Here is a 23,450-nt window from a genome sequence, read left to right on the forward strand (position 1 = left end):
ATTATTCGGGAAACATTTCAAGTGGATTTACCTGCTTACCTTATCTGATAATTGTTTGAAAATATCATCCAGCAAGCCCTTGTCCGGATTGATCTCTTTGATCTTCCATCCCGCAGAAACGCTGGTTGCGATTAACCTCTCTGTCAATTCATCTGCATTCCCCTCGAAATAAATCTTTAATTGTTCATTGGTCACGAACTCCACTTTAGACACACCCGGAACATTCATCAGTTCTTCACGGGGAGGAGGGTTACCCATACGGATCAACAATGCATGTGATTGCGCATAATTATTGAAAGCATCCATCGAATCGGAAAACACCACCCTGCCAGATTCTATCATGATGATCTCACGGCAGAGGATATTGATCTCCGATAAAATATGCGATGACAACAGCACCGTATGTTCCTCTGCAATCTCCCTGATCAGTTTCCTGGCTTCGATCAGCTGGTTGGGATCAAGCCCATTGGTTGGCTCATCCAGCACCACCAGACTCGGTTTGTGGATGATAGCCTGTGCAATACCAACGCGCTGCCGGTAGCCTCCGGAGAGATTTTTGATCAATCGTGAACTGAAATGCTGAATGCCGCATCGTTCCTTGGCTTCATCCACGGCAGACCTGATCAGGTGTTTATTGATCTTTCGCAACTCTGCACTGAAAACAAGGTATTCATCGATTGTAAGATCAGTGTACAAAGGAGGTGTTTGTGGTAAGAAGCCAATTTCCTTTTTGGCTTCTTTTGGATATTTACCCATATCGATATCGTTGATGAATACCTTTCCCTCCGTTTGATTCAATGCGCCACAAATAATATTCATAGTGGTGGATTTACCAGCACCATTGGATCCAAGAAGGCCAATGATACCGGCATCCCCGATTTGAATATTGATATCGCGGATTGCCCAGTTACTGGAATATTTATGCGATAAGCGCTCTGTTCTCAGGATCATGTCAGCTAATTATGTGGTAATAAAAAAGGGGTGATTATTTACCGGTTATTGGGAACTATATTGGGATTATTGGCAATGATGATCGGAGAAAACTGCATCAGGTAGCGTGGCGAACCAGGCGCCAGGGTTGAAAGAACGGTAGTATTATCATCATTCATCCTTTCAGGCGTTTGTGCATAAGCCGCTTCCCGGTTCAGTCTTTTGAGGTCGAATAACCTGAGCCCTCCGTGAAAGAATAATTCCCTTCTTCTTTCTTCCAGTACTATTTTCAAAACATCATCGTGATTGTCAGGGGTTGAATTACCGGGCAGGCGATTCTGACGCAAGCGGTTAATCCAGCTCAAGGCCCCATCTGTATCAGCTTTCCTGGCGAGACATTCAGCTTTTATCAGCACTAGTTCCGGCACAGCCACGCTGTAGTTGAATACCTGCCACCCATACTGATAAGTGTTATAATTTCCATCAGCTCCAAAATTCACTGTAAGTCTTGTATCTGTATCTTCAAACAGATCCCTTAGCGCCGGACTGATGAGAAAGGAAGCACCTGAATATTTGGCAAGAAATGAATTATCACTGCAAAGCCGGCCCAGCAATGTTTCAGGGTTTTTAGACAGATCGATCAGAACACCTGGCATAGTGTAGGCTGTATTGTAGTTCAGCAAAGTACTTCTAAGCTCCAATGCCGCGCCGGCAGCGGTTTCTGCAGCTGCATAGTTACCCATAAAGAGATAAGTGCGGGCAAGCAAAGCATAACCGGCAGCCTTTCCGGGCTGGACAATGGTTTGCCCCATCGCAGGGAGGTCTGCACTGTTCACTGCAGCTGTCAGGTCTTTAATGATCTGATCATACACCTGTTGAACAGTAGCCCTGGCAGGAAGAACATTGGCATCAGGCAGCAGGACCAGTGGAACAGCCAATGCTGTAGCCGCTGTTGCCGTCTGATAATGGTCTCCATACAAATTGGCAAGTTGCAGGTAGTACCAGGCACGGTTGATCTGCGCCTGTGCCCTCAGCAGATTTTTTTGTTTTGTATCCCCTTGTGCTTCATCGATCTTGCTGAGTATGATATTCATTTGAAGTATACGGGAATAAGCATTGTTGTACATAAAATCCTGGTCGCCCATATTCCATACATCCTTTGCCCACAGATAATCATGAGCGAAAAAAGAAGAAGTGTCGCTTTGCAGCATGGCATCAGTCATACGTACATCATCACTCATCAGGTCTGCCAGTATGAAATTGCAAAGGGCCAGCGAATCATGATTGAGCATTTCTTTAAAATCAGTAACTGTTGTGGGATTCACCACAGTCTCACTCAGACGTACGCCCAGAAATTTCTTACAGCCCATCAATAGCAGCATGACTAATATGCACAGACCAGGTATTTTTCCATTCAGTGTATGGTTCATACAATTCATTTTTGGTTTAAGGTTGATTGCCATACACACCAAATTCGTTGAAGGAAACCTGGTCCGGCGCTTCCCCTTGTGTTGCTACAACTTCGAACTTCAGGTAACGTGTTGCTACAGGTGTGGGCAGATCGATAAAAAGATTTTCATTGAATACAGATGGCGAAGGGATATTCATCATCTGTGCTGCACTCCAATTAATATTATCGGCACTGGTATACAGTTTTGCCTGTTTCGGATGCCAGGGTCCTTCATTCCCCGCATGCCTGATCATGATACCTTTTACAGTATTCATTTGCCCCATATCGGCGATAAACCATTGCGGCAATAGAGGAACAGCGTCTATAGCAGACCTCCATTGTGTGGCATAATCTCCATCCAGCAGATTGGAGGCGATTTCTCCTGTTGCCTGGCTTTCTGAAGAGGCGGAAAGAATTGTCCAACCCGAACGGGAATAGATCGTATGTGCATCAACGTTCACTCCTATGAATACTGTGCTGTTAGGTGCCGGGGGCACAAAGGCATCATCTTTTATCTTCAGTGGGATGAGATAGTTATTACCGGCAGCAGGTAGGAACTGGCTGGTGAATTCCAGGTTAAAAAGATTCGAGTTCAATAATCCTGCCCCGATCGTATTGGTGGGTGGCACTATATTGTAATATGCTCCGGGCATTGTGACGTAAGACGATTGATGAGCTTCATTGAAACCAGCTGTAAGCTCGGGTGCAGCTACCACGTTAACCTGTAAAGGTTTTCCAAGAAAGCTGTTGACAAAAGCCATAACCCCCACATTAGCGCTGATAAAATCATTATGCGGTATATAATTCCCGTCTGACTGTTTAACCAGTTGAAGGTTGAATATATTCACCTGCTCACCTCCGGCAAAACTCACGAGAGTAGTAGTCACATCCGTAGCCGATACTTTCAGGAACATGGTTTGCCGAAGGGTATCTGCGGGAGGTGTAAGATGGTCATTATCTGTGCCCACCCTTACCGGTAAAATGTATGTTTTACCAGTTTCAATTTTGGAGAAATCCGGAATGATCTGTATTGAATCACCCGACACCAACATCCCTGCTTTAATGGTAATATCAGTATGAGCAAGCTGGAATGCACCTTCCGGCAAAGCAGGCGAGGGCATTTGGGAATTAGTCAGCCGGTCGTAAACAGGGATCAGCTCTGGGTCTATTTTTGCTGAGAGCACAATATCCTGCTCAAAAGCATTCAGAATCCTTACCGGGAATACCATTTTATTGAGCAAAACGACGCTATCCCGGAACAAAAGTGCATTTACCGGCAATAGATTATAGGTGGTTGGCCCATCCGGCTGCGGATCTACATAAACGATATACCTTCCCTGCTCGATAAAACTATTGTCTTTTACGCAGGAAGTGCAGAAGATCAATAACACCTGTATACAGATGAGTGGTGATTGTATCAAATATTTTCTACGCATGAGTTGTTGCCATTATTGGTTTAGAAATTCACTTCCATCGTGAACGAATAGAGCCTGGGAATGGCTAATCCGATCTGTCCGCCTGTTGAAACAGTTTCCGGGTCAACATGCAATCTGTTTCTTGTGATCACGAATGCATTCTGCACCTGTACCGACAAAGTCATTTCTTTGGCAGCTATTTTTTTCAGCCAGTTTTTAGGAGGATGCCAGCCTATCTGCATTTCCTGTAACCGGATATTATCTGCAGACATTATGCTATTGCTTGCATTTTGAATGATGAAAGTTCTGCTTGAATTGTCATTTGTATTGGCCATAGCAGCAATATCAGTATGAGCTTCATCACCGGGCTGTCTCCAGCGGTCACGAATGAGTATACTCCTCTCTGTTGTTCCGGATGGAGAAGGAATATATTCCCTCATTACATGCCCCCAATTGCACATTACTGTTATGCCGGCAAAAAAGGCTTTATAATCCCAGCGTTGGATCAGACCCACTGAAAAAGGGGCACGTATTACGCCGCTGTATATGAGCGCCGAAGCCAGGGTGGCACTGTCTGGTGTAGCTGTTTTTTGTCCGTTCTGATCGTAGATCTGTGGCCTGCCCTGGTTATCGAGGCCTGCCCATCGATAACTCCAGATATTATCTGTACTGTAGCCATTCCGGAAAGCGTTGAGAAAAGCTGATGTCTGGGAAAAATTAACAAGCGGTACATTTCTGGCAATCGTATTATTATAAGAACCATTCAATGTAATGAGGTATTTCAATGCTGTTCTGCGGATCACTTCCAGTTCCAGTTTTAGTTCAACACCACTGCTCACCAGTTCACTGTATGACACCTGTGCTCCCAATCCTGTGGAAGGGTCAGTAGGAACAGGAATATTGTTATTGAGTCCACTGGTCCTTTTCTGATAATACCGGATATCTGCGAGATACCTTTCCTGTAAGAATCCGATCGAAGCATGTGCTTCGAGTATTTTGGTATCGGGTTGTAAGAATCCGAAATTATTGTTCACCACCATGGAATATCCACCGCTGCCATCAGGCGTATTTGTTTCCATCATGAGCGCCATTCCCTGAAAAGGGCTGATATGCTGCAGGGTAAAATCCGCGAGGAGACTACTGATGGAAATTGAATTGAACCAGGTTTCACGTCCGATATCGTAACCCGCACGCATATTGAATTGCGGCCGTCCTTCAGGGGATTTTCCAATACCGCCCGCAATATTCAATAAGTTGTTCCTAAGCCGCAATTTTGCATTGGCGCCAAAATAGCTGAGTGAAGAGGAAGGAGTTTTATTAATGGTATTGTCTTCAATCTGAAGTTTGTTGAAAGTAAGGTCGAACACCAAACGATTATTCAATATCCCAACAGTCAGTTTCTCATACTTATTGCGTGTATTCTGTCCGGTTTGCTGAGCCACATTATAGCTGTTCACCCATATTCCGAAATTGTTCCAGTTAGTTTGCTGGCTGCGGTCAGCAGTGATCTGTACGGGCAGGCGTGGCATTTCAATACCTGTAATACCGGAAGAAACGCTGATATCACTGATCCATTCAGGTAGTTCCAGAAATTTATACCTGCTGATACGCCAGGCAGCTTCTCCATTGTAACTGGAAAATGAAACATAGGGAGGATCATATCCATAATTAGGGCTTAGTACGGTATTATATCTTCCACTCAGCATGATCGTTTGATCGAAAGCATAGCGAACACTGGCATTCCAGCCAAGCTGACGCGTTATATTATTAAATCCGGCATTCGGCGTAAGCAAAGTATAAGGATAGGTAGTAGTTACAGGAAAAAAAGTATTGGGGTCCATATCACCAAAGAGGCCAACCACTCCACGCAGCTGATAGTAATTACCAATGGCTCCAAGCGGATTCAATGGCAACAGGATGTTCTGACCTTTCCCGGTCCCGGGGTCATACCCATAGATCGTTGAATAGGTGGGCATGCTCACAACATTGGAAGAGCCGCCACCGCCGGCCACCGCATTGATCTCATGCTTCCCTGCTTTTTTATTGAAAACAAGGCCTGACCGCAGATCCCAGTTCCTGCTTTTGGTAAAAGACCTGCGCAGTACATCTCCCTTTGGTACATATCTGAAAAGACCTGTTACTATCCGATCAGGATCAGATACATTGGTATTGAAAATAGGTGTTGCATAATCATTCAGTAATTGTCTGGTCTGACTGCTTGCTGCTCCCTGTAACATATTCAGTTCGGAATTCCCTATTGAAGTTTGTACAGCACTGGTCCACAACAAACCAGGCAGCAGTTCCCATTCCATCATCAGCCTGGAGTCCAGGTTCATGTTCTTTTGGATATTGCTATTGACCCTTGCATCCTGCAGGAGATTAATGCCATGATTTTCGTAACCGGCATTCATGAGTACGGCATTGGCATCCGGACTGAATCGTGAATAATCGTATACATAATCCCCTTGCCCGTTGAGCAATAACTGATAAGGCATCAGGGAAGTATTGGTTGGGTCGAAGCCGAATCCCTTATCTGCTTTGCTATGCGTAACAATCACTTGCCAGTCAGCCCTGAGTTTGCTGTTGAAAAAATTGAACCGGTTGGAAAGATTCAATCCAACACTACTGTTTTTACTTTTATAAGCTGTATTACGACTTGTACTCAGATTTCCCGTAGCAGAAAACTGCCAGTGTTTTTTACCACCTGCAATACGCAGCGTATGTCTTTGCTGGAAGATATCCTGTTGCAATAGCTTTAGCTGAGTTTGATTGGATAACCTGCTCAATGAGTCCCATGATACATCGAATGCCTGTTGTGAAATAGCGCCCGACTTCAATTTGAACAATAGCAGTTCTGCAGGATTACGATTGAATGCGAATGCTCCATTATCAGTGCCGCTATAATACAAGAATCCTGAATCGGAAGCTGCTTTCAAGTAATCCAGCAGATCGGCAGAAGAAGCCAGTCTTTGCTTGTTCCGGTTAAGATGCGGAGATGCAGCGTAATAAAAGTTCGTATTGTAATCAATATCCAGTTTGCCTTCCACTCCTTTTCTGGTAGTAATCAGAATGATGCCACCTGCTGCCCTGGGTCCCCATCTGGCAAGCTCTTCAGGGTTCTTGATCACCTTTACCGACTCCACATTGTTCATGGGATAGTCTGACTGAAAACCGTTTTGCACAAAACCATCGATCACAATGAGCATACCGGAAACATTTCCGTTAAAACCACTTACACCTCTTAATTGTGGAATCAAACCATTATTATTGACAGAAGTTGAATTATTGATTTTGTAGCCGACCTTTTTGAATTCTTCTAGCATATCCTGAAAACTTCTTCCGGGCGCAGTACTCTTCCAATAATTATTGTAATAAGTCATCAGATCGTTATAGGATACTACATTCATTCCATTGATGGAAGACGATGCGAGGTCAATCGATTCGAGTACCGTCTGACTTTGAGAGGAGGATTGCAGTGTAAGGCCCGGGATGGTCCCCTGCAATACCTGACCCAGGGTCATATGGCGGCGATTGGTCATGCTGATGGTATCGGTCCAGGGGATTTTTTTCTTAAAGAAATCCTGATTGCTCACCTGCACGGTACCAAGAGATACTGCTTCCTCTTTCATAACAATTTCCAGATTGGCTTCTCCATTGTATCTGATCTCTTCCTTTCCGTAACCTACAGAGGTAAACTGCAATTTGTCTCCTCTTCTTGCCGGAATTTCAAATCGTCCGTCACCATTGGTGATCGAATTCAATTTTTTATTTCCATTTTTTGGGATACTTGTTACCGTTACACCGATCAAAGGAATGCCCAGGGGATTTCTGACCCTTCCCTGTGCGAGCGTATCTTTCATCACTGTGATCCGGAGAAGGTCAGTCTGTGGTGATTCGGTAGACTTTTTTTCTACTATCTGGTGCAGGAAGATGATCTTTCCTTCAATTGAATACGTGAAAGGCTGGTCTTTGCAGATCAGGTCCAGTACTGCTTTCAGGGGAGCGCTCTTTACATTCAGGGAAACTTTTTTTCCCTTTTCCAGCAGGTCTGCATCGAAAAAGAAAGTGTAGCCTGTTTGCTTTTTGATTTCGGCAAAGATCTTTTTGAGCGGCAGATCATCGCCTTTCAAAGTAATCTCCTGTGCTGCACCTCTTGCGGATATCATCATCAGGAGTATGATCAATAAAGGGATCGGTTTCCCCTTCCTCCTACGGATATCTTTAAAATGACCAATAGCAGTGTAGTAAATCGTAAGCATGGTAAGTTTGGTTAGCTTGATCAATAGAAGTCAATTCCTGGCCGGCGAGCCAGGATAGGAACAGGTTGGGAGAAGGTATTATGGTTGTACAGTCAATTGTTTTCCTTCGATCTTGAAATGGACGCCATTCTTTTCGAGACCACGTAGTATCTGCGATAACATGGCATCCATCGGGATCTCTCCTTCGAAGTGTTTATTAAGTGGAACACCGGCAGCATACACAATGTCTAAGTCATACCATCGCGCCAGTTGTCGCATCACGGCTTTCAGATCAGCTTGTTTGAAAAAGAACAGATTGTTTTTCCAGGCCATCGCCTGTTCGATATCTGCATCGATCAGTTTGATATTGTTGTTATGATCGATTTGCGCCTGTTGGCCTGGCGTCAACAGTTGTTGGTTTTTATCTTTCAATACTTTTACCGATCCCTGCAACAGGGTTGTTTTGACAAGTTCTTCATCGGTATAGGCGTTAATGTTGAAATGCGTTCCAAGTACTTCCACTTTCATTCCATTAGCTGTTACATGGAAAGGCTTGCGGGCATTTTTTGCAACTTCAAAATAAACTTCACCTGTGACGGTAACGGCTCTTTCGTTACCGGAGAAAGCAGTGGGAAAAGTAACAGAGGAAGCAGCATTCAGCCATACCTGTGTGCCATCAGACAGGGTGAGCTGGTACTTACGGCCACGCGGTGTACTCATTGTGTTGAAGGATATTGCAGTATGGGTGAGGTTGTCTTTATTGTAGGTCACCTGCCCGTCTTTGTATTCAACTTTTGCACCGTTCTGTTTGGCGATGATTCCATTGCTGAGACTGTCCAAGACCATCTGGGTTCCATCTGCAAGTGTGAGGATGGCTCCGCTTTTTCCCGGTGCCACGTCTTGTTTCACTGTAGCTGGCATTGTAGCTGTATCAGGCTTCAATAATAAGAACCACACACCACAACCAAGCAACAGCAATACACAGGCAACAGCAATACCTCTGACCCGGCGAATACGACGCGTAACGGATGGCAATTGCATGATGATGGCTGATTCAGATGTATGACTTTTGATGATTTCCTGCCAGGCTTTTTCACGTAATTGCTCCAATAATTCCGGGTCTTTCAATCGAGTACGATCCCACTCGAAGGAAGTATACCATTGTTCCAGAAAATCGATTTCCCCGGCACTGGCCTGGCCCGCATTGTATTTTCTGATCAGTGATTCCAATTGGTTTCTTTCCATCATGGTTGTTATTGTGCTCTATCTACAAGAAGAAGAACAGATGAGCCAGGAGAAAGTACCAAAGGAGGAAAAAAAATTCTTAAATAAGGAAAATAAAACGAGCGAGATCATTCCTCCGGAGTTGTTCCCGGATACGTTCCATAGCCAGATAGAGCTGGTTTTTAATGGTCTGTGGCGATAACTCGAGCTGTGTAGCGATCTCCTGCATAGTAAGCTGTTGCTCTTTGGCGAGCCGGTAAATGGTTTTCATTTTTTCCGGCATCACCAGAACAGCAGCAGCCACACAGGCCTGTATCTCTTTGGCCCTGATGCCTGCAAGGATCAGGTCTTCCGAGCTTACAGGTTCCAGTGGTTGCTGAAGAATATGATGCAACCTCACAGATTGTTTCTCATAGTAGTTGAAGATCCTGTGCCGCAGGGCCACGTAGAGATAAGCGCCGATATTATCGGTTACATGGATATTGTCGAGATTATTCCAGAGAGCGATAAAAAGTTCCTGGATGATATCGGAGGAATCATCTTTGCTACGGGTTCTTTTGAATGCCATCTGGAAAAGATCGTCGTGGTATTTCTCGTAGATAAGTCGGAATGCCTGTTCATCGCCCTGTCGGGCGGCAGCAATAAGTATAGGGTCGGTATGTTCTGAATAAGATGGCAACAGGGATTGATTGAAATAAAAGCCTGTAGGGAAGGTTTATAGTGAAGGTGGACGAAACAAAAATGATGTTTTTTGGGGGATTGAGCAAATAAAGAACCTTTGATTGTTTTTTTTGAACTTCATTATGATTTTCAAATCCATTCATGCCGGCGTTTCCCGAACCACTACTTTGTTTATTATCCGTTAAGATATTCACTTAATTTGCTAATAAGTTCTGTATAAGAATGCGATCCGCTGAATGCAAAAAAGACACTCAAATGAGTGTCTCTTTGTGGATCGTGTCAGGCTCGAACTGACGACCCTCGCCTTGTCGAGGCGATACTCTAAACCAACTGAGCTAACGATCCTGATCAGGCATGCAATATACAACACGCAAACAAATTCCCTATGATCAAAGCGGAGTTTTGTTAACTTTAGTTGATACCATTCCATTCTTCACTACATCAAACCACCTGTATGGACCAGCAGATCATCAACCTATTTGATGAATACACGCACAAACCATTGAAGCGCGATGATTTCATCAAACGCCTTGTGCTGCTCACCGGCAGCCTGACCGCCGCCATGACCGCCCTTGCCCAACTGGAAGTCAAATACGATTCCGCAGCAACCGTTGCTGAAAACAATAAAGAGATCATCACTGAACGCATCAATTATCCTACTGACGATATCACCATGAAAGGTTACCTGGCAAGGCCTTCTGCCGCCGGCAAATACGGAGCTGTTGTGGTGATCCACGAGAACCGCGGTCTCAACCCGCACATCGAAGATGTGACCAGGCGTGTTGCCCAGGCTGGTTTCATTGCACTGGCGCCGGATGCGCTTTCAGAATCCGGAGGCACTCCATCAGATGCAGATCAGGCCCGTGATCTTATTGGAAAACTGGACATGCCGAAGACCGTCAATCATTATATAAAAGCATTCGATTACCTGAGATCGAGGTCAGACAGCAATGGTCATTTCGGATGTTTGGGGTTCTGCTGGGGCGGCGCCATGGCCAACCAGCTGGCAGTGCATGTTCCTTCACTGAATGCCGCTGTGGCCTTTTATGGCCGCCAGCCGGATGCAGCCGATGTACCAAAGATCAAAGCCGCCGTGCAACTGCATTATGCTGGAATGGACGAACGCGTGAATGCAGGCATCGCTGCTTATGAAGAAGCGCTCAAAAAAGCCGGGACTGTATACGAGCTTTACATGTACGATGGAGCCCAGCACGCTTTCCATAACGATACCGCCGGACCGCGATACAATGAAGCAGCCGCCAAACTTGCCTGGGAAAGGACTATCAGATTCTTCAATGAAAAACTGAAATAATGTAATAATGAAAAAGAACCGCTGCTGGTCAGTGGCTCTTTTTCATTTCAGCTTAATATTACAATCCCTCAATCTTTGATGGATCAATTGCAGTTGCAATATCCCTTGTCAACACATTGTTCAGAGCTCCTGCATTAGCCGTATTCTCAATCAATACCACCCTCACCTTGTTATGCCATGACTGCGTTGAGGGATAACCGTTCTGGTCTTTTTTCAATCTTACTTTACCAACACCTACTTCGGCCGTTACCCTGATATTCCTTTCAGTCTGATAAGGCACAATGCCCCAGCCCTGAAAATCGGAAGTATAAACATACACCAGGATCGTATTCTTCTCCAGCACTGCGGATGTCAACACATTGGGAGCATTTACATCCAGCCAGAGATAATGGCCGGCGCCTGCTCCGGAAGCAGTCCAGGTAGAAGTGGAAATATCTTTTTCGTAAATTTTCACATTTGCATTGCCGTTAGTTCCTGGTTGTCCTTCCGGGCCCGCAGGTCCTTCTTTCTTGGAACAGGCAGTCATTGAAATTGTAGCCATCAGTACGGGAAAAAGTAATCGTTTCATGTTTCAAAGATTTAATTGGTATGGAAAAAATATAGCGAATAGTCTTTCGAAAAGACGTACCGGTATTTGCAATAAGTACATGCAACAAGCTGCTCTGATGCTACTAACAACAGCCCGGATAATTCAAATGGAACACTATGGATCGCCAGAAGGTGGGGAGAAAAGGCAGGTCCAATAACAGTTATGGATTCCAGGAACAATGAAGCCATCACTAATTATGATGCAATGTAGGATTATTACCGGTTATCACATCACCCGCGAAGCAAAACTACCACAAAGTAGTAGGCGCTGAAATGCAGATCGCCCGCAGGATTGCGGGCGATCGATTCATGTAGTTATGATTTCGCGTTATTGCAGTTTTCGTCTTTCCACTTCTTTTTTGATCAGTCCCAGTTCACGCCCGGTCTGACCAGCCACAGAAGAATTCTCCTGCGCCCTGCGCATGAGATACGGCACCACATCTCCGATAGGTCCGAATGGCAGGTACTTGCTCACTGCAAATCCGGCCCTGGCCAGGTTGAAAGTGATATTGTCGCTCATGCCATACAGTTGGGAAAAATGTACATGCGGATGATTGTGCGGAATTTTCTTTTCATCCAGCAACTGCGTTGCGCGCAGGTTACTGTATTCGTTATGTGATGCAACGATCAGGGCTATCTGATCGATATGATTGAGACAGAATTCAACGCCGGCATTGTAATCGCGGTCGCTGCTGGCTTTGTCTGGTTGGATGGGAGAAGCATAGCTCATCTCTTCTGCACGGCGGCGTTCCTTTTCCATGTAAGCGCCGCGCACCAGTTTGGCGCCAAGAATGAACTCCTTCGTTTGTGCCTCAGCGAAACTATCCTTCAGGAACTGCAGCCTGTCGTGACGATACAACTGAATTGTATTATATACCACTACCCTGTTGCGATTATATTTTTCCATCATCTGCATGGTGAGAGCATCCACGGGATCCTGGATCCAGGTTTCTTCCGCATCCACCAGTACGCCGATCTTATGGTCGGCAGCAGCGCTGATGATCCTTTCCATTCGTTTCACCACACGGTCCCATTCCGCTTTCTCTGCATCGTTCAACACTTCCGTATGCACAGTTCCCTGGTATCCGCTTCGGTCAGTAGCTGCTGCATCCAGTTTCCCGAGCAGGGCAAAACGGGCGAAGCCTGTCACCTTGATACTCATGAAGGGCATCGTACGCTGAGTGGAAGCATATTTGATCACACGGATGAACTCGTCAGTGGCATGATCGAAATTATCTTCTCCTTCCTTTCCTTCCACACCATAATCGAGGATCACCTGCACATTGAATTCGCCAAGCTTATTGGCAACAAGTGCCGTTTGCTCCAGCGTTTCACCGCCAACGAACTGGCGGAAAATAGTATTGCGGATGATGCCTTTGATGGGAAGGCCCACTTTGATGGCCCAGGGCGTAAGACGGGTGCCGATTTTCACCAGGCTCCCGATGCCCATACTGGAAAACAGGAATTTCGCTTTCTTTAATTCTTTGTCGCTCTTGTAAGCAAATGCATACTCTGTGTTATCAAAAGATATTACCGGTGCGGGATTATCCATAAACTACTAACGAATGTTAGGCGCAAAAGTAAGGGAAAGAAACTGAACAAAATATGTGCACACTATCCATTCTCTGACAGGAAGTTAAACAGGACAATTTTTGTTACCTTTCAGCCCATTTCATACTATTATGCTCATCACCAACACCCAAATCTGGAAGTACAGTATCCCTATGCACCCCTTCACTATTGCTACGGGTACAATGCATTACGCGCAAAATATTTTTATCAGGGTCCATACGGACGAAGGCTTTTACGGCGTGGGCGAATGTTCGGCTTTCCCCATGATCGTGGGCGAAACGCAGGCCACCTGTTTTGAGATGGCAAAGGACTTTGCTGCTCTCTGGAAAAACAAGGATGCCTCCGACATCGAAGGGCGAATGGCGGAACTGCATTTGTTCACTGCTTTCAATGCCACAATCAAGAGTGCATTCGATATGGCCCTGTATGATCTTGCCGGCAAAAAGGCCAACAAATCCGTAACCGATCTGCTCGGCGGCGGCAGCAAAGTGCTGGAAACCGATCTCACCATCGGGATCGATACACCAGAAGCCATGGCAGCCAAAGCGGTGGACTATGTGCAGCGCGGTGTACGTATCATAAAAGTGAAACTCGGGAAAAATGCAAAAGACGATGTGGAAAGGATCCGCCGCATCCGCGAAGCAGTTGGACCAGACACTGGTCTCCGCATCGATGCCAACCAGGGATGGTCCTGCGACGATGCCCTCTACGCACTCACAGAGCTCGGCAAATACGATATCCAGTTCTGCGAGCAACCTATGCGCACCTGGAACGACCACCTGCTCCCAGAGCTCCGGAAAGCCTCTCCCGTGAAGATCATGGCGGACGAGAGTGTTTTCAATCACCATGATGCACTCCGGCTCACCAAGGCGGAAGCCTGTGATTATGTCAACATCAAATTCGCCAAATCAGGCGGCATCCTCGAAGCCCTTAAGATCAACAAGGTTTGTGAGGAAGCCGGCATCCCCTGCATGATGGGCGGAATGCTGGAAAGCCGCGTTGCACTTTCCGCTTTTGCACATTTCGCCAAATCACAAAAGAATGTGATCTTCTATGATATGGACACCTGCCTGATCGGCCACCAGGAAGATCCCGTGAAAGGCGGTATCAAATACAACGGATTCTTCGTGGAAACACCCGATACACCCGGTCTTGGCGTGGATGCAGACGATGAATTCCTTAAAAAACTAACAAACGTTATTATCTAAGCACCGGAGATAATATCTTTGCCAAAATTTTAGAAATGGAACGAAAAGCGAAAACCGCTAAGGAATCGTACGTAGTGATGACGGAACTGGTGTTGCCCAACGATACGAATATGTTCGGCAACCTGATGGGTGGACGACTGATGTACTGGATGGATATTGCCGCCGCACTGGCCGCTATGAAGCATTGCGCAGCTCCTGTTGTAACAGCATCGGTAGATAATATCTCTTTCGAAAATCCGATCAAGCTCGGCAACGTTGTACATATCGAAGCAAGGGTATCGCGCGCTTTCAATTCCTCCATGGAAGTGCATATGCGCGTATGGGGAGAAGACGCGATCCAGCAATACAAATACAAAAGCAATGAAGCCTATTACACTTTTGTAGCATTGGACCCCAATGGAAAATCACGTCCCGTACCTCAACTCATTCCTGAAACGGAAGAAGAAAAATTCCTCTTCGAAGGAGCGCTGAGAAGAAGACAGCTCCGCCTCATCCTCGGCGGAAAAATGAAACCAGATGACGCCACAGAATTGAAAGCGCTTTTCCAGCAAGGATTGAAATAAATAGAAAACTCCGCAGCGATGATCACTGCGGAGTTTTTTTATAGATTGCTTTGTTCCTGTTTGGGATTCCTGAATTGCCGTTCCCTGTTCTGTTCAATCGCTTCCATTACCTGCGCCAGGATCTCTTCGGCCGGTGCTTCGTAATCTATTTTCATCGGCTCCTTGAATTTCACGGTGAGTATGGTGCCTTTCTTTTTGAACTTCAGTCCTTTTTTATCGAATGCCCGCCAGAAGCCATTGATCACAACAGGGATCACCACAGGCTTTGCCATCTTGATGATCAGCGCTGTTCCCTTTCTGCCCGGTGCAAATGGTTTGGTGGTGCCCTGCGGGAAAGTGATCACCCAGTTATTCTTCAGCGCATTGGTGATCTTTCTCGTGTCTGACACATCCAGCCCTTTTTGTGCTTCCGTTACTGCATTCTTATTCCAGGTGCGCTTTACCGTTATAGCGCCTGCCACCGTGAATAGTTTACTGACGAAGCTGGCGCGCATCGTTTCTTCAGCCGCTACATAATAAACATTTGAAAAGGGATTGAGCAGGTAATAGGGAACACCAAGCTTGTTCTTCTTCCTCCATTTCACTGCACAGAAAATATGCAGGAAAGTGATCACGTCCGCGAAGTAGGTCTGGTGATTGCTCACGAACAGCACATTTTTTCGTGGCAGTTTGGAAAAATTTTCCGTTCCGCTGATGCGGATCCTGTTCACTATGGCAATCCCGGGATAAGTTACCACTCCCACTATCATATAAATGATCTTGCGGATAATACTGATATGCTTTATCTTTTCCCAGAATGGACTCATCGATGTATCTTATTTGGGGTCAGAGCCGAAATTAATGAATTGTTAAGAAAGAAGATATATACGCATAAAAAGCATCTTTCGTATGTAATCCATTTTATTTTCACATCAGGTAGGTAATAAAATCAAAGTATATGAAAAGGATAATCGCAATCAGTGCATTAATGATCACAACGATGGGAGTATTTGCGCAAAGCCCTGTAGTAAATCCATTCCCTAAAACCATTACAGTAAACGGGAGCGCAGAAATGGAAATTGTTCCTGATGAAATATACGTACAGGTGGAACTGAAGGAATATGAAAAGAAAGGAACGGGAAAAGTGGATCTGGAAAAGATCAAATCCGAATTCCTTCAGAAAGTGAAGAGCGTGGGCATTCCTGATTCCATGGTTACGATTGCCAGTTATGATGGTTACACAGACTACTACTGGCACAGGAAACAACTGAAAAAAAGGAATGACCTGCTGGCATCTATCGCTTACCAGATCAAGTTCACCAGCAGCAGCAAGATGGATGAGCTGGTAAATAAACTGGATGATGAAGCCACTCAGAACTTCACCGTAGTGAGAACATCCCACAGCAAAATGCAGGAGTTCAGGAAGCAACTCAAGATCAGCGCTGTGAAAGCCGCAAAGGAAAAAGCTCAATACCTGGCTGCAGCCGTTGATGAGCAGGTAGGCGCCGCAGTAAGTATCATTGAAAATGATAACTCATTCGAGCCAGTGCCTGTTTACAGGAGTTCACAAGCTTATTTGTCCAATGCAGTAGCCAAAGACGGTATCGGTGGCGTTGCTTCGGGTGTTGATTTCAAAAAGATCAAACTCAGATTTGAGATAAATGCAGTGTTTGCATTGAAATAACTCTACACAATTAGTTTGTTAATACGCAACAGGCCGCCATCCGCGGCCTGTTGCTTTTGATATGCTTTAGTATCTTTGCGGCCTATGAAACCTACAGCAGTAATTTTCGACATGGATGGGCTCTTGATCGATTCCGAACCTTATTGGGAAGAAGCAGGAAAAGAAACCCTGGCAGAATATGGTGTAACGCTTGAAAACGAGCAATACCATGTAACCACAGGTCTCAGGACCAAAGAGTGGGTACAATACTGGTTCGCCTATTTCGATATCAACATGAAGCATGTGGAGGCTGCCGAGGCCACCATCGTTGGAAAAGCTATCGATAAGATCCGCACTAATGGACAGCCGATGCCGGGCGTTCAATATATTTTTGATTTCTTCAAGAACCAGGGATGCAAGATCGGGATTGCCACATCCTCTCCCCTGGCGCTGGTGAATGTGGTAGTGGAAAAACTGGGTATTGGCCAATACCTCGATGCTATCAGATCGGCGGAATTCCTTCCTTACGGCAAGCCACACCCGCAGGTGTACCTTGACTGCGCACAGGCATTGGGTGTATCCCAGTTGCAGTGTATCTGTTTTGAAGATTCTTTCAACGGAATGATTGCCGTAAAAGCAGCCAGGATGAAATGTATCGTAATCCCTGCTCCGGAACAGCATGCGGAGACTCGCTGGGATGCTGCGGATATTAAACTGCGGTCACTCGAAGAAGTGAACGCTTCCATGATCGAAGCCTTGTAGTTAATGTGTGCTGCCGCAATAGTGGAAAAAGAAAATAATGATCAGGATTGCAATAAACAGGTAAAATGGTTTTACAGGACTCTGTTCTTTTGTGGTTTCTGTGCTTTCGTCTTTCATAACAATGGTTTTAGCATGATCAATCTTCGGATGGCGCCGGAGACCAGGCATGAGGTAATGTGCTAATCAGACTTAACCGGAATTTACTACAATTTGGGAGGGGGATAAGGGAACGATGTGCTTTGGGAGATCTAAGGTACTATGTTCCGGTAATATGTAACAATAATTTACTGTAAACAAAAGCAGGGTTCCCGGAAAGGAACTAACTGAAAATAGAAAGAGGGGCCAAACCATGGTCCCTCTTATGTTTGAATACATTTTCCTAGTGTTTGCCGTGGCCGCCTTTGCCGCCTTCTCCGGGCATATTGCCAAGATCGCGGTCGAAGAGGTACATACCGCCCTTGTCTTCCCCGATCAGGTTGAGTTTATCAATCACGGTACGCGCCAGGCTCTCCTCTTCGATCTGTTCGGTTACATACCACTGAAGGAAGTTATGGGTAGTGTAATCTTTTTCCTGGATGCAAAGTTCTACGAGTGCATTGATCTCGTTAGATACTTTTACCTCATGTGAAAGCACGATATCAAATATTTCGCGGATGTTCTGGAAATCTTTCTGGGGAGCTGCAAATGCAGGCACAATAGCATGGCCACCCCGGTCATTGATATAGCTTACAAGTTTCAGCATGTGCATGCGCTCTTCATCGGAGTGATGATAGAGGAACTGCGCCACACCTTTATAACCTTTTACTTCAGCCCATGATGCCATTGCCAGGTAATAGTTGGAGGAAAAACCTTCGAGATCTATCTGGCGGTTGAGCGCTGCTTCAATTTTGCTGGATATCATACGTTAAGAGGTTTTATTGGTTCAATTTACAAAATATGCACATCCGGGAACAAAAAAAAGGCCGTTACTTTCGTAACGGCCTGGTATAATTGAATGATTTCAATTACTGTTGAGGAGCGTCGCCGCCTTGTTTTTCTTCCTGCTTCAGCTTTTCTTTGATTTCAGCCAGAGCGCCGAGGTCACCCAGTGTAGCTTTTTCTACTTTATTCTGGATATTCTTCACAGCTTTCTTGGTTGTATCGGATGCAGCTTTAGCTTCTTTGCGTGCAGCTTCTTTCTCTTCTACTTTGGATTGTTCCCAGAGACGTGTGTGAGAAACAACGATGCGTTTTTCATTGCGATCGAATTCGATCACCATGAACTGACCTGCTTCATCAGCTACCATGCCTTTGCCATCTTCTTTCTGAAGGTGACGGTTGGGAGCAAATCCTTCGAGACCGTAAGGCAGTTGAACGATACCACCTTTGTCGTCACGGCGGATGATAGTTCCTTCGTGCACTGAGCCTACAGCGAATGTATCCTGCAGTGCATTCCAGGGATCTTCTTCCAGTTGTTTGTGTCCGAGTTGGAGCTTGCGGTTCTCTTTATCGATTCCGAGGATCACCACGTCGATATGTTCACCAACTTTAGTGTACTCAGAAGGATGGTTGAAGCGTTTCAGCCAGCTGAGGTCGGAGATATGGATCATACCGCCGATGCCGGGAGCCAGTTCAACAAACACACCGTAAGGAGTGATGTTCTTAACGAGACCGTTGTGACGGCTTCCTTCAGGGAATTTGGTTTCGATGGTAGTCCAGGGATCTTCGCTCATTTGCTTGATAGACAGGCTCATTTTGCGATTGTCCTTGTCCAGGGTAACCACTTTCGCTTCATACTCATCGCCCAGTTTGAAGAACTCTTTGGCGTTGATTGGTGTGTTAGCCCATGTGATCTCACTTACGTGAACGAGGCCTTCAACGCCAGGCATGATTTCGAGGAATGCACCGTAATCTTCGATGTTCACCACTTTGCCTTTCACTACTGCACCTTCATGCACAGATTCTGGCAGGATATCCCATGGGTGAGGAGTCAGTTGTTTCAGACCGAGGCTGATACGTTTCTTCTCATCGTCGAAGTCGAGAACCACCACCTTCAGTTTCTGATCCAGCTTCAGCACCTCGCTCGGATGGCTGATACGTCCCCAGCTGATATCTGTGATATACAGCAGACCGTCCAGACCACCGAGGTCCATGAATGCACCGAAGTCGGTAATATTCTTGATAGTTCCTTCCAGAACCTGACCTCTTTCGAGTTTGCTCATGATCTCTGCACGTTGTGCTTCGATATCGCTTTCGATGAGGGCTTTGTGAGATACTACAGCGTTCTTGATAGCCTCGTTGATCTTAACCACTTTGAACTCCATAGTTTTACCCACGAACTGATCGTAATCAGTAACAGGCTTAACGTCGATCTGAGATCCGGGCAGGAAGGTTTCCATTCCGAATACGTCAACGATAAGACCGCCTTTGGTTTTAGAAGTAACAGTACCGGTGATAACTTCGCCAGTTTTGTGTACTTCCACGATGCGCTCCCATGCACGTGTGATACGGGCTTGTTTGCGGCTGAGGTTGAGGTGACCTTCCCTGTCTTCTTTCTCTACAACCATCACTTCTACTTCATCACCTGTTTTCAGGTTAGGCAGATCGCGGAATTCGTTGAAAGAAACCAGACCATCGGATTTGAAACCGATGTTGATCACAACATCTGTTTTGGTCAGCGCCACTACGAGACCTTTCACCAGTTCACCATCGGAAACGGCTTTGAAAGTTCCTTCGTAAACAGTGTCGTACTTCTCTTTTTCTTCTTTGCTGTAAGTAGCAACATTGCGTTTGTCGATACTCCAGTCAAAATCATCATGCGCACCTGCATCTTCCAATACAGGCTGCGTTTGCGCAGGTACAGTTGTTGTCGCTGCAGCTTCTGCGGAAGCAGAAGACTCCTGTGCATCAGCGTTAAGTTGTTTAACAATGAAATTCTGAAACATGATAAATACCCGAAGGATTTTGATTTCGGGGGAGCAAAGATACGCCAAAATATGGGAAAATACAGGATTTCAGGCCGTTTTTTACCCCTGCAAAAGGTTGATTTTCAAGTGCCCGACAGGATTTTTTTTTAGCGATGTTGAAAAATATGCAGTATTATTTTTACAAAAATACTACCACGTAAAAGTCTTTTCTCACTACTTTTAGGCGAATTTTCTAATCAACAATTGTTATGATCACACCGATCTTGATTCAACTCTTTGAAGAAGGACTTACGAAACTCGCAGATGAAATCAATCAGTATCCCGATGATGCCAGCCTATGGATCCCGTTGGAAGGAATCAGCAATCCCGGTGGAAATCTTTGCTTACACCTGAATGGCAACCTGCAGCATTTTCTGGGCGCTGTGCTGAATGATTCCGGTTATGTGAGGAACCGCGACGCAGAATTTTCATTGAAGAATATCTCCAAAAAGAAATTACTCGATGAAGTGGAAGCAACTAAAATGAATGTTCGTGACACGCTGGAACAACTGAGCAAGAAAACACTCGAAAAAGATTATCCGATCCAGGTATTGGGTGAACCCAGGTCAACCGAACATTTCCTGGTATACCTGCTGGCGCATCTGAACTATCATATCGGACAGATCAATTACCACAGGAGACTGGCAACAACAAAAGTAGCAGCTCCGCAGGCATAAGATCATGCCGGGAAGGTGAACGGGGCTAAGGCTTCGTTCACTTTTTTTATTGCTGTTTTGCGGTTGATGCTTTTCGGCTCTTTGTCTCTTTGGCTGTTCGGCAGATTTGGCTGATTGGGCTGTAACGGCGAAGGGGATATAAAAGACGGGCTGTGAAATGTACCGCCGCGGAAGCCCGGCTTTTATATCGCGCATCGCCTCCTGGTTGAAGGTGCAACAACTTAACAACAGCCGTTGCGGAGAAGAATGGTTGCTCCTTTTCAAATCAATTCAGAAGGATCGCACAGTTCCGATTTTGATTATTTGATGAAACTTAATTGCAACAGGATTTACTCATTTGTATTGGAGGGCACTTGACTGTTCCATAACTGCAAAACACACAGCAGTCGCCATGTTTGGGTTTCAGATGAGCTTCACAGTTGGTGCAGGAGTAAAAATACTGGCAGGCATCTGTTGGCATCTGTTCTGCTTTTTGATGGCCGCAATGTGGACAGGTTATAATCGATTCAGGTATCAGCATTGTTTCATTTTTTTGGTACTGTATACACCTTAGTTGACTCACTGGAATTCCGAACTTCTTCACTTTTCTTCTCTTCCTGTCTCATCTCATCTTTTCTTTTCTCATCTCAGCTTGCTTTCCCCTGCCTTCCTGCGTTTTGTAGTTTTGTTTTATCAATTGCAAGCGTGAATCTGGATTGTATTCATTTCAATTGAGCAGCGATAAATCCGCTGGTCCAGGCATGTTGGAAATTGAAGCCGCCGGTAATGCCGTCTACGTCAAGGATCTCACCTGCGAAATACAGTCCCGGCACCAGTTTGCTTTGCATGGTGCTGGCATCTATTTCGGATAAGCGTATACCCCCGCCGTTACGAACTCTTCTTTGAAGGTGGTTTTGCCACTTACAGCATGTTCCTGCGCACAACAGTTTTTGATCAGTTTGTTCTGCTCTTTTGCAGGAAGGTCTGCCCATCGCAGGTCAGGTTTTATGTCAGATTGTTGAAGAAGATATTCCCATAATCTTTGCGGCAACTGGAAGGGATTCTTCTGACCGATTTTCTGTGCAGCCAGTTCAAAACGGTGGTATTGCAATTCTTCTCGGAAGCTGTTCTCATTGAACTGTGGTAACCAGTTCAACATCACCGTGAATTTGTAATCTTTTTCAGCCAGTTCTCTGGCACCCCAGGCGGAAAGTTTCAGTACGGCCGGACCACTCATTCCCCAGTGCGTGATCAGCAGGGGACCTGATGAGCTCAGCTTACTACCGGTGATCCTTAGTTGCGCATCGGGAACAGATACGCCCATCAGTTCCACGATCGGATTTCCCGGCATGTTGAAAGTAAATAAAGAAGGCACGGGTTCCTCGATAGTATGACCAAGCTGCTGCAACCAGGCAAACATGCTGATCTTTGGAAAGCCGCCACAGGCAATGCATACAGCATCGGCCTCAAAGATCTTTCCATCGGCGGATCTCAACCGGAACCTGTTGCTTTTTCTCTCATCAGTATCTTTATTCACTTCTATCTCTTTCACATCAGTATTCATCCACAGCTCCACTTCATAGCGATTGAGCTCCGCAATCAGGCAGTCGATGATCGTCTGCGAAGAGTCAGTAACGGGAAACATCCTGTTATCTGCTTCAGCCTTGAGTTCCACGCCTCTCTCCTTAAACCATGCAATAGTATCCATGGTAAAAAAATGATGAAAAGCCTTCTTCACAAAATTGCCTCCGCGCGGATACTTCTTCACCATCTCGCTGATAGAATCACATTGGTGTGTAACATTACATCTTCCACCACCAGACACTTTCACTTTCGATAAAACTTTGGAACTTTTCTCCATCAGTATCACCTTCCATCCCGGATTCAATCTCGCAGCATTCACTGCGCAGAAAAAACCTGCAGCACCTCCTCCAATTACGATCAGTTGTTTAGCGCTCAATTCTTCTCAGTATTTACAAACAGAAAAAATAGAATTCAGAAAAATCAAAAAAAGAGAATTCAAAAATTTATCAGAGGTACAAATCCACAAGCACCGCAGTACCCATTCATCGCGCTGACGCACCCGTTCCCCTCTCCTTCCCCCAGTCTGGTGAAGCATCATCTCAGGGTGCCCGGGGCGAAGCGGAATATGAAAGAAGGGCCTTGCAAACGCAAGCGAAAAAGTCCAACCCTGCTCCACAGCCCCATCCCACCAACCAACAGCTCATTAAACAAAACGGTAGCGCCGGTGCATTTCACAGCCC

The 23,450-nt window shown here is 45.6% G+C and carries 20 protein-coding genes and 1 tRNA gene; 6 read left to right on the plus strand and 15 right to left on the minus strand.

Annotation, left to right across the window (positions count from 1 at the left end; genetic code table 11):
- Nucleotides 1–27 precede the first annotated feature (27 nt).
- The 7 genes from FSB84_RS29375 to FSB84_RS29405 all read right to left on the minus strand — a co-directional run bounded on the left by FSB84_RS29375 (nucleotide 28) and on the right by FSB84_RS29405 (nucleotide 10,283).
- Nucleotides 28–951, minus strand: coding sequence for an ABC transporter ATP-binding protein (locus tag FSB84_RS29375; protein ID WP_130544019.1), 924 nt, complete (start codon nucleotides 949–951; stop codon nucleotides 28–30).
- A 38-nt stretch (nucleotides 952–989) separates the two neighbouring features.
- On the minus strand, nucleotides 990–2,360 hold the full coding sequence (locus tag FSB84_RS29380) for a RagB/SusD family nutrient uptake outer membrane protein (RefSeq protein WP_158644173.1): 1,371 nt from the start codon (nucleotides 2,358–2,360) through the stop codon (nucleotides 990–992).
- 16 nt (nucleotides 2,361–2,376) lie between these two features.
- On the minus strand, nucleotides 2,377–3,816 hold the full coding sequence (locus tag FSB84_RS29385) for a BT_3987 domain-containing protein (RefSeq protein WP_130544021.1): 1,440 nt from the start codon (nucleotides 3,814–3,816) through the stop codon (nucleotides 2,377–2,379).
- 20 nt (nucleotides 3,817–3,836) lie between these two features.
- Complete coding sequence (locus FSB84_RS29390) at nucleotides 3,837–8,054, minus strand: SusC/RagA family TonB-linked outer membrane protein (protein ID WP_130544022.1); 4,218 nt, start codon at nucleotides 8,052–8,054, stop codon at nucleotides 3,837–3,839.
- Nucleotides 8,055–8,132: 78 nt separating this feature from the next.
- Nucleotides 8,133–9,281: a FecR family protein gene (locus tag FSB84_RS29395; RefSeq protein ID WP_130544023.1), complete on the minus strand. Its 1,149-nt coding sequence runs from the start codon at nucleotides 9,279–9,281 to the stop codon at nucleotides 8,133–8,135.
- 76 nt (nucleotides 9,282–9,357) lie between these two features.
- Nucleotides 9,358–9,936, minus strand: a complete 579-nt coding sequence (locus tag FSB84_RS29400) for an RNA polymerase sigma factor (protein WP_130544024.1) — start codon at nucleotides 9,934–9,936, stop codon at nucleotides 9,358–9,360.
- A gap of 272 nt (nucleotides 9,937–10,208) precedes the next feature.
- Nucleotides 10,209–10,283: transfer RNA gene (locus FSB84_RS29405), tRNA-Val, on the minus strand.
- A gap of 109 nt (nucleotides 10,284–10,392) precedes the next feature.
- Between FSB84_RS29405 and FSB84_RS29410 the strand changes: the two genes are divergently transcribed.
- A complete protein-coding gene (locus tag FSB84_RS29410) occupies nucleotides 10,393–11,250 on the plus strand; it encodes a dienelactone hydrolase family protein (RefSeq protein ID WP_130544025.1) in 858 nt (285 codons plus the stop codon).
- Between the two features lie 58 nt (nucleotides 11,251–11,308).
- Here FSB84_RS29410 and FSB84_RS29415 read toward each other — a convergent pair whose 3' ends face one another.
- A complete protein-coding gene (locus FSB84_RS29415; RefSeq protein ID WP_130544026.1) occupies nucleotides 11,309–11,818 on the minus strand; it encodes a hypothetical protein in 510 nt (169 codons plus the stop codon).
- A gap of 348 nt (nucleotides 11,819–12,166) precedes the next feature.
- Nucleotides 12,167–13,390, minus strand: a complete 1,224-nt coding sequence (locus FSB84_RS29420) for a proline dehydrogenase family protein (RefSeq protein WP_130544027.1) — start codon at nucleotides 13,388–13,390, stop codon at nucleotides 12,167–12,169.
- A gap of 130 nt (nucleotides 13,391–13,520) precedes the next feature.
- Between FSB84_RS29420 and FSB84_RS29425 the strand changes: the two genes are divergently transcribed.
- Together FSB84_RS29425 and FSB84_RS29430 are read left to right on the plus strand one after the other, a co-directional pair.
- Entirely contained in the window at nucleotides 13,521–14,618 is a 1,098-nt protein-coding gene (locus FSB84_RS29425) for a mandelate racemase/muconate lactonizing enzyme family protein (protein ID WP_130544028.1), read from the plus strand.
- Between the two features lie 35 nt (nucleotides 14,619–14,653).
- Complete coding sequence (locus tag FSB84_RS29430) at nucleotides 14,654–15,181, plus strand: acyl-CoA thioesterase (RefSeq protein WP_130544029.1); 528 nt, start codon at nucleotides 14,654–14,656, stop codon at nucleotides 15,179–15,181.
- A 38-nt stretch (nucleotides 15,182–15,219) separates the two neighbouring features.
- Here FSB84_RS29430 and FSB84_RS29435 read toward each other — a convergent pair whose 3' ends face one another.
- Complete coding sequence (locus tag FSB84_RS29435; protein WP_130544030.1) at nucleotides 15,220–15,987, minus strand: lysophospholipid acyltransferase family protein; 768 nt, start codon at nucleotides 15,985–15,987, stop codon at nucleotides 15,220–15,222.
- 131 nt (nucleotides 15,988–16,118) lie between these two features.
- Between FSB84_RS29435 and FSB84_RS29440 the strand changes: the two genes are divergently transcribed.
- Together FSB84_RS29440 and hxpB are read left to right on the plus strand one after the other, a co-directional pair.
- Complete coding sequence (locus FSB84_RS29440) at nucleotides 16,119–16,844, plus strand: SIMPL domain-containing protein (protein ID WP_130544031.1); 726 nt, start codon at nucleotides 16,119–16,121, stop codon at nucleotides 16,842–16,844.
- 84 nt (nucleotides 16,845–16,928) lie between these two features.
- The gene (gene hxpB, locus FSB84_RS29445) at nucleotides 16,929–17,585 is read left to right on the plus strand and encodes a hexitol phosphatase HxpB (RefSeq protein ID WP_130544032.1); all 657 of its coding nucleotides are present in this window, start codon (nucleotides 16,929–16,931) and stop codon (nucleotides 17,583–17,585) included.
- A 379-nt stretch (nucleotides 17,586–17,964) separates the two neighbouring features.
- Here the strand turns inward: hxpB and FSB84_RS29450 are convergent, their stop codons facing one another.
- Complete coding sequence (locus tag FSB84_RS29450) at nucleotides 17,965–18,486, minus strand: ferritin (protein WP_130544033.1); 522 nt, start codon at nucleotides 18,484–18,486, stop codon at nucleotides 17,965–17,967.
- Between the two features lie 103 nt (nucleotides 18,487–18,589).
- On the minus strand, nucleotides 18,590–20,509 hold the full coding sequence (gene rpsA / locus FSB84_RS29455) for a 30S ribosomal protein S1 (RefSeq protein ID WP_130544034.1): 1,920 nt from the start codon (nucleotides 20,507–20,509) through the stop codon (nucleotides 18,590–18,592).
- A 230-nt stretch (nucleotides 20,510–20,739) separates the two neighbouring features.
- Between rpsA and FSB84_RS29460 the strand changes: the two genes are divergently transcribed.
- Entirely contained in the window at nucleotides 20,740–21,207 is a 468-nt protein-coding gene (locus FSB84_RS29460) for a DUF1572 family protein (protein ID WP_130544035.1), read from the plus strand.
- A 313-nt stretch (nucleotides 21,208–21,520) separates the two neighbouring features.
- Here the strand turns inward: FSB84_RS29460 and FSB84_RS31590 are convergent, their stop codons facing one another.
- From FSB84_RS31590 to FSB84_RS29470, 3 genes are all read right to left on the minus strand, one after another.
- Entirely contained in the window at nucleotides 21,521–21,727 is a 207-nt protein-coding gene (locus FSB84_RS31590; protein ID WP_130544036.1) for a GDCCVxC domain-containing (seleno)protein, read from the minus strand.
- A 181-nt stretch (nucleotides 21,728–21,908) separates the two neighbouring features.
- Entirely contained in the window at nucleotides 21,909–22,130 is a 222-nt protein-coding gene (locus FSB84_RS31780; RefSeq protein WP_394367090.1) for an NAD(P)/FAD-dependent oxidoreductase, read from the minus strand.
- A complete protein-coding gene (locus FSB84_RS29470; RefSeq protein WP_262713779.1) occupies nucleotides 22,046–23,146 on the minus strand; it encodes an aminoacetone oxidase family FAD-binding enzyme in 1,101 nt (366 codons plus the stop codon). Before FSB84_RS29470 ends, FSB84_RS31780 begins: the two co-directional genes overlap by 85 nt.
- Between the last annotated feature and the right edge of the window lie 304 nt (nucleotides 23,147–23,450).

The organism is Pseudobacter ginsenosidimutans, assembly GCF_007970185.1.
GTDB lineage: Bacteria > Bacteroidota > Bacteroidia > Chitinophagales > Chitinophagaceae > Pseudobacter > Pseudobacter ginsenosidimutans.

Bases quoted from the DNA above. Each gene is read 5' to 3' on its own strand.
- FSB84_RS29375 (WP_130544019.1), bottom strand. From the start codon at position 951: ATGATCCTGAGAACAGAGCGCTTATCGCATAAATATTCCAGTAACTGG.
- FSB84_RS29380 (WP_158644173.1), bottom strand. From the start codon at position 2,360: ATGAACCATACACTGAATGGAAAAATACCTGGTCTGTGCATATTAGTC.
- FSB84_RS29385 (WP_130544021.1), bottom strand. From the start codon at position 3,816: ATGCGTAGAAAATATTTGATACAATCACCACTCATCTGTATACAGGTG.
- FSB84_RS29390 (WP_130544022.1), bottom strand. From the start codon at position 8,054: ATGCTTACGATTTACTACACTGCTATTGGTCATTTTAAAGATATCCGT.
- FSB84_RS29395 (WP_130544023.1), bottom strand. From the start codon at position 9,281: ATGATGGAAAGAAACCAATTGGAATCACTGATCAGAAAATACAATGCG.
- FSB84_RS29410 (WP_130544025.1), top strand. From the start codon at position 10,393: ATGGACCAGCAGATCATCAACCTATTTGATGAATACACGCACAAACCA.
- FSB84_RS29415 (WP_130544026.1), bottom strand. From the start codon at position 11,818: ATGAAACGATTACTTTTTCCCGTACTGATGGCTACAATTTCAATGACT.
- FSB84_RS29420 (WP_130544027.1), bottom strand. From the start codon at position 13,390: ATGGATAATCCCGCACCGGTAATATCTTTTGATAACACAGAGTATGCA.
- FSB84_RS29425 (WP_130544028.1), top strand. From the start codon at position 13,521: ATGCTCATCACCAACACCCAAATCTGGAAGTACAGTATCCCTATGCAC.
- FSB84_RS29430 (WP_130544029.1), top strand. From the start codon at position 14,654: ATGGAACGAAAAGCGAAAACCGCTAAGGAATCGTACGTAGTGATGACG.
- FSB84_RS29435 (WP_130544030.1), bottom strand. From the start codon at position 15,987: ATGAGTCCATTCTGGGAAAAGATAAAGCATATCAGTATTATCCGCAAG.
- FSB84_RS29440 (WP_130544031.1), top strand. From the start codon at position 16,119: ATGAAAAGGATAATCGCAATCAGTGCATTAATGATCACAACGATGGGA.
- hxpB (WP_130544032.1), top strand. From the start codon at position 16,929: ATGAAACCTACAGCAGTAATTTTCGACATGGATGGGCTCTTGATCGAT.
- FSB84_RS29450 (WP_130544033.1), bottom strand. From the start codon at position 18,486: ATGATATCCAGCAAAATTGAAGCAGCGCTCAACCGCCAGATAGATCTC.
- rpsA (WP_130544034.1), bottom strand. From the start codon at position 20,509: ATGTTTCAGAATTTCATTGTTAAACAACTTAACGCTGATGCACAGGAG.
- FSB84_RS29460 (WP_130544035.1), top strand. From the start codon at position 20,740: ATGATCACACCGATCTTGATTCAACTCTTTGAAGAAGGACTTACGAAA.
- FSB84_RS31590 (WP_130544036.1), bottom strand. From the start codon at position 21,727: ATGCTGATACCTGAATCGATTATAACCTGTCCACATTGCGGCCATCAA.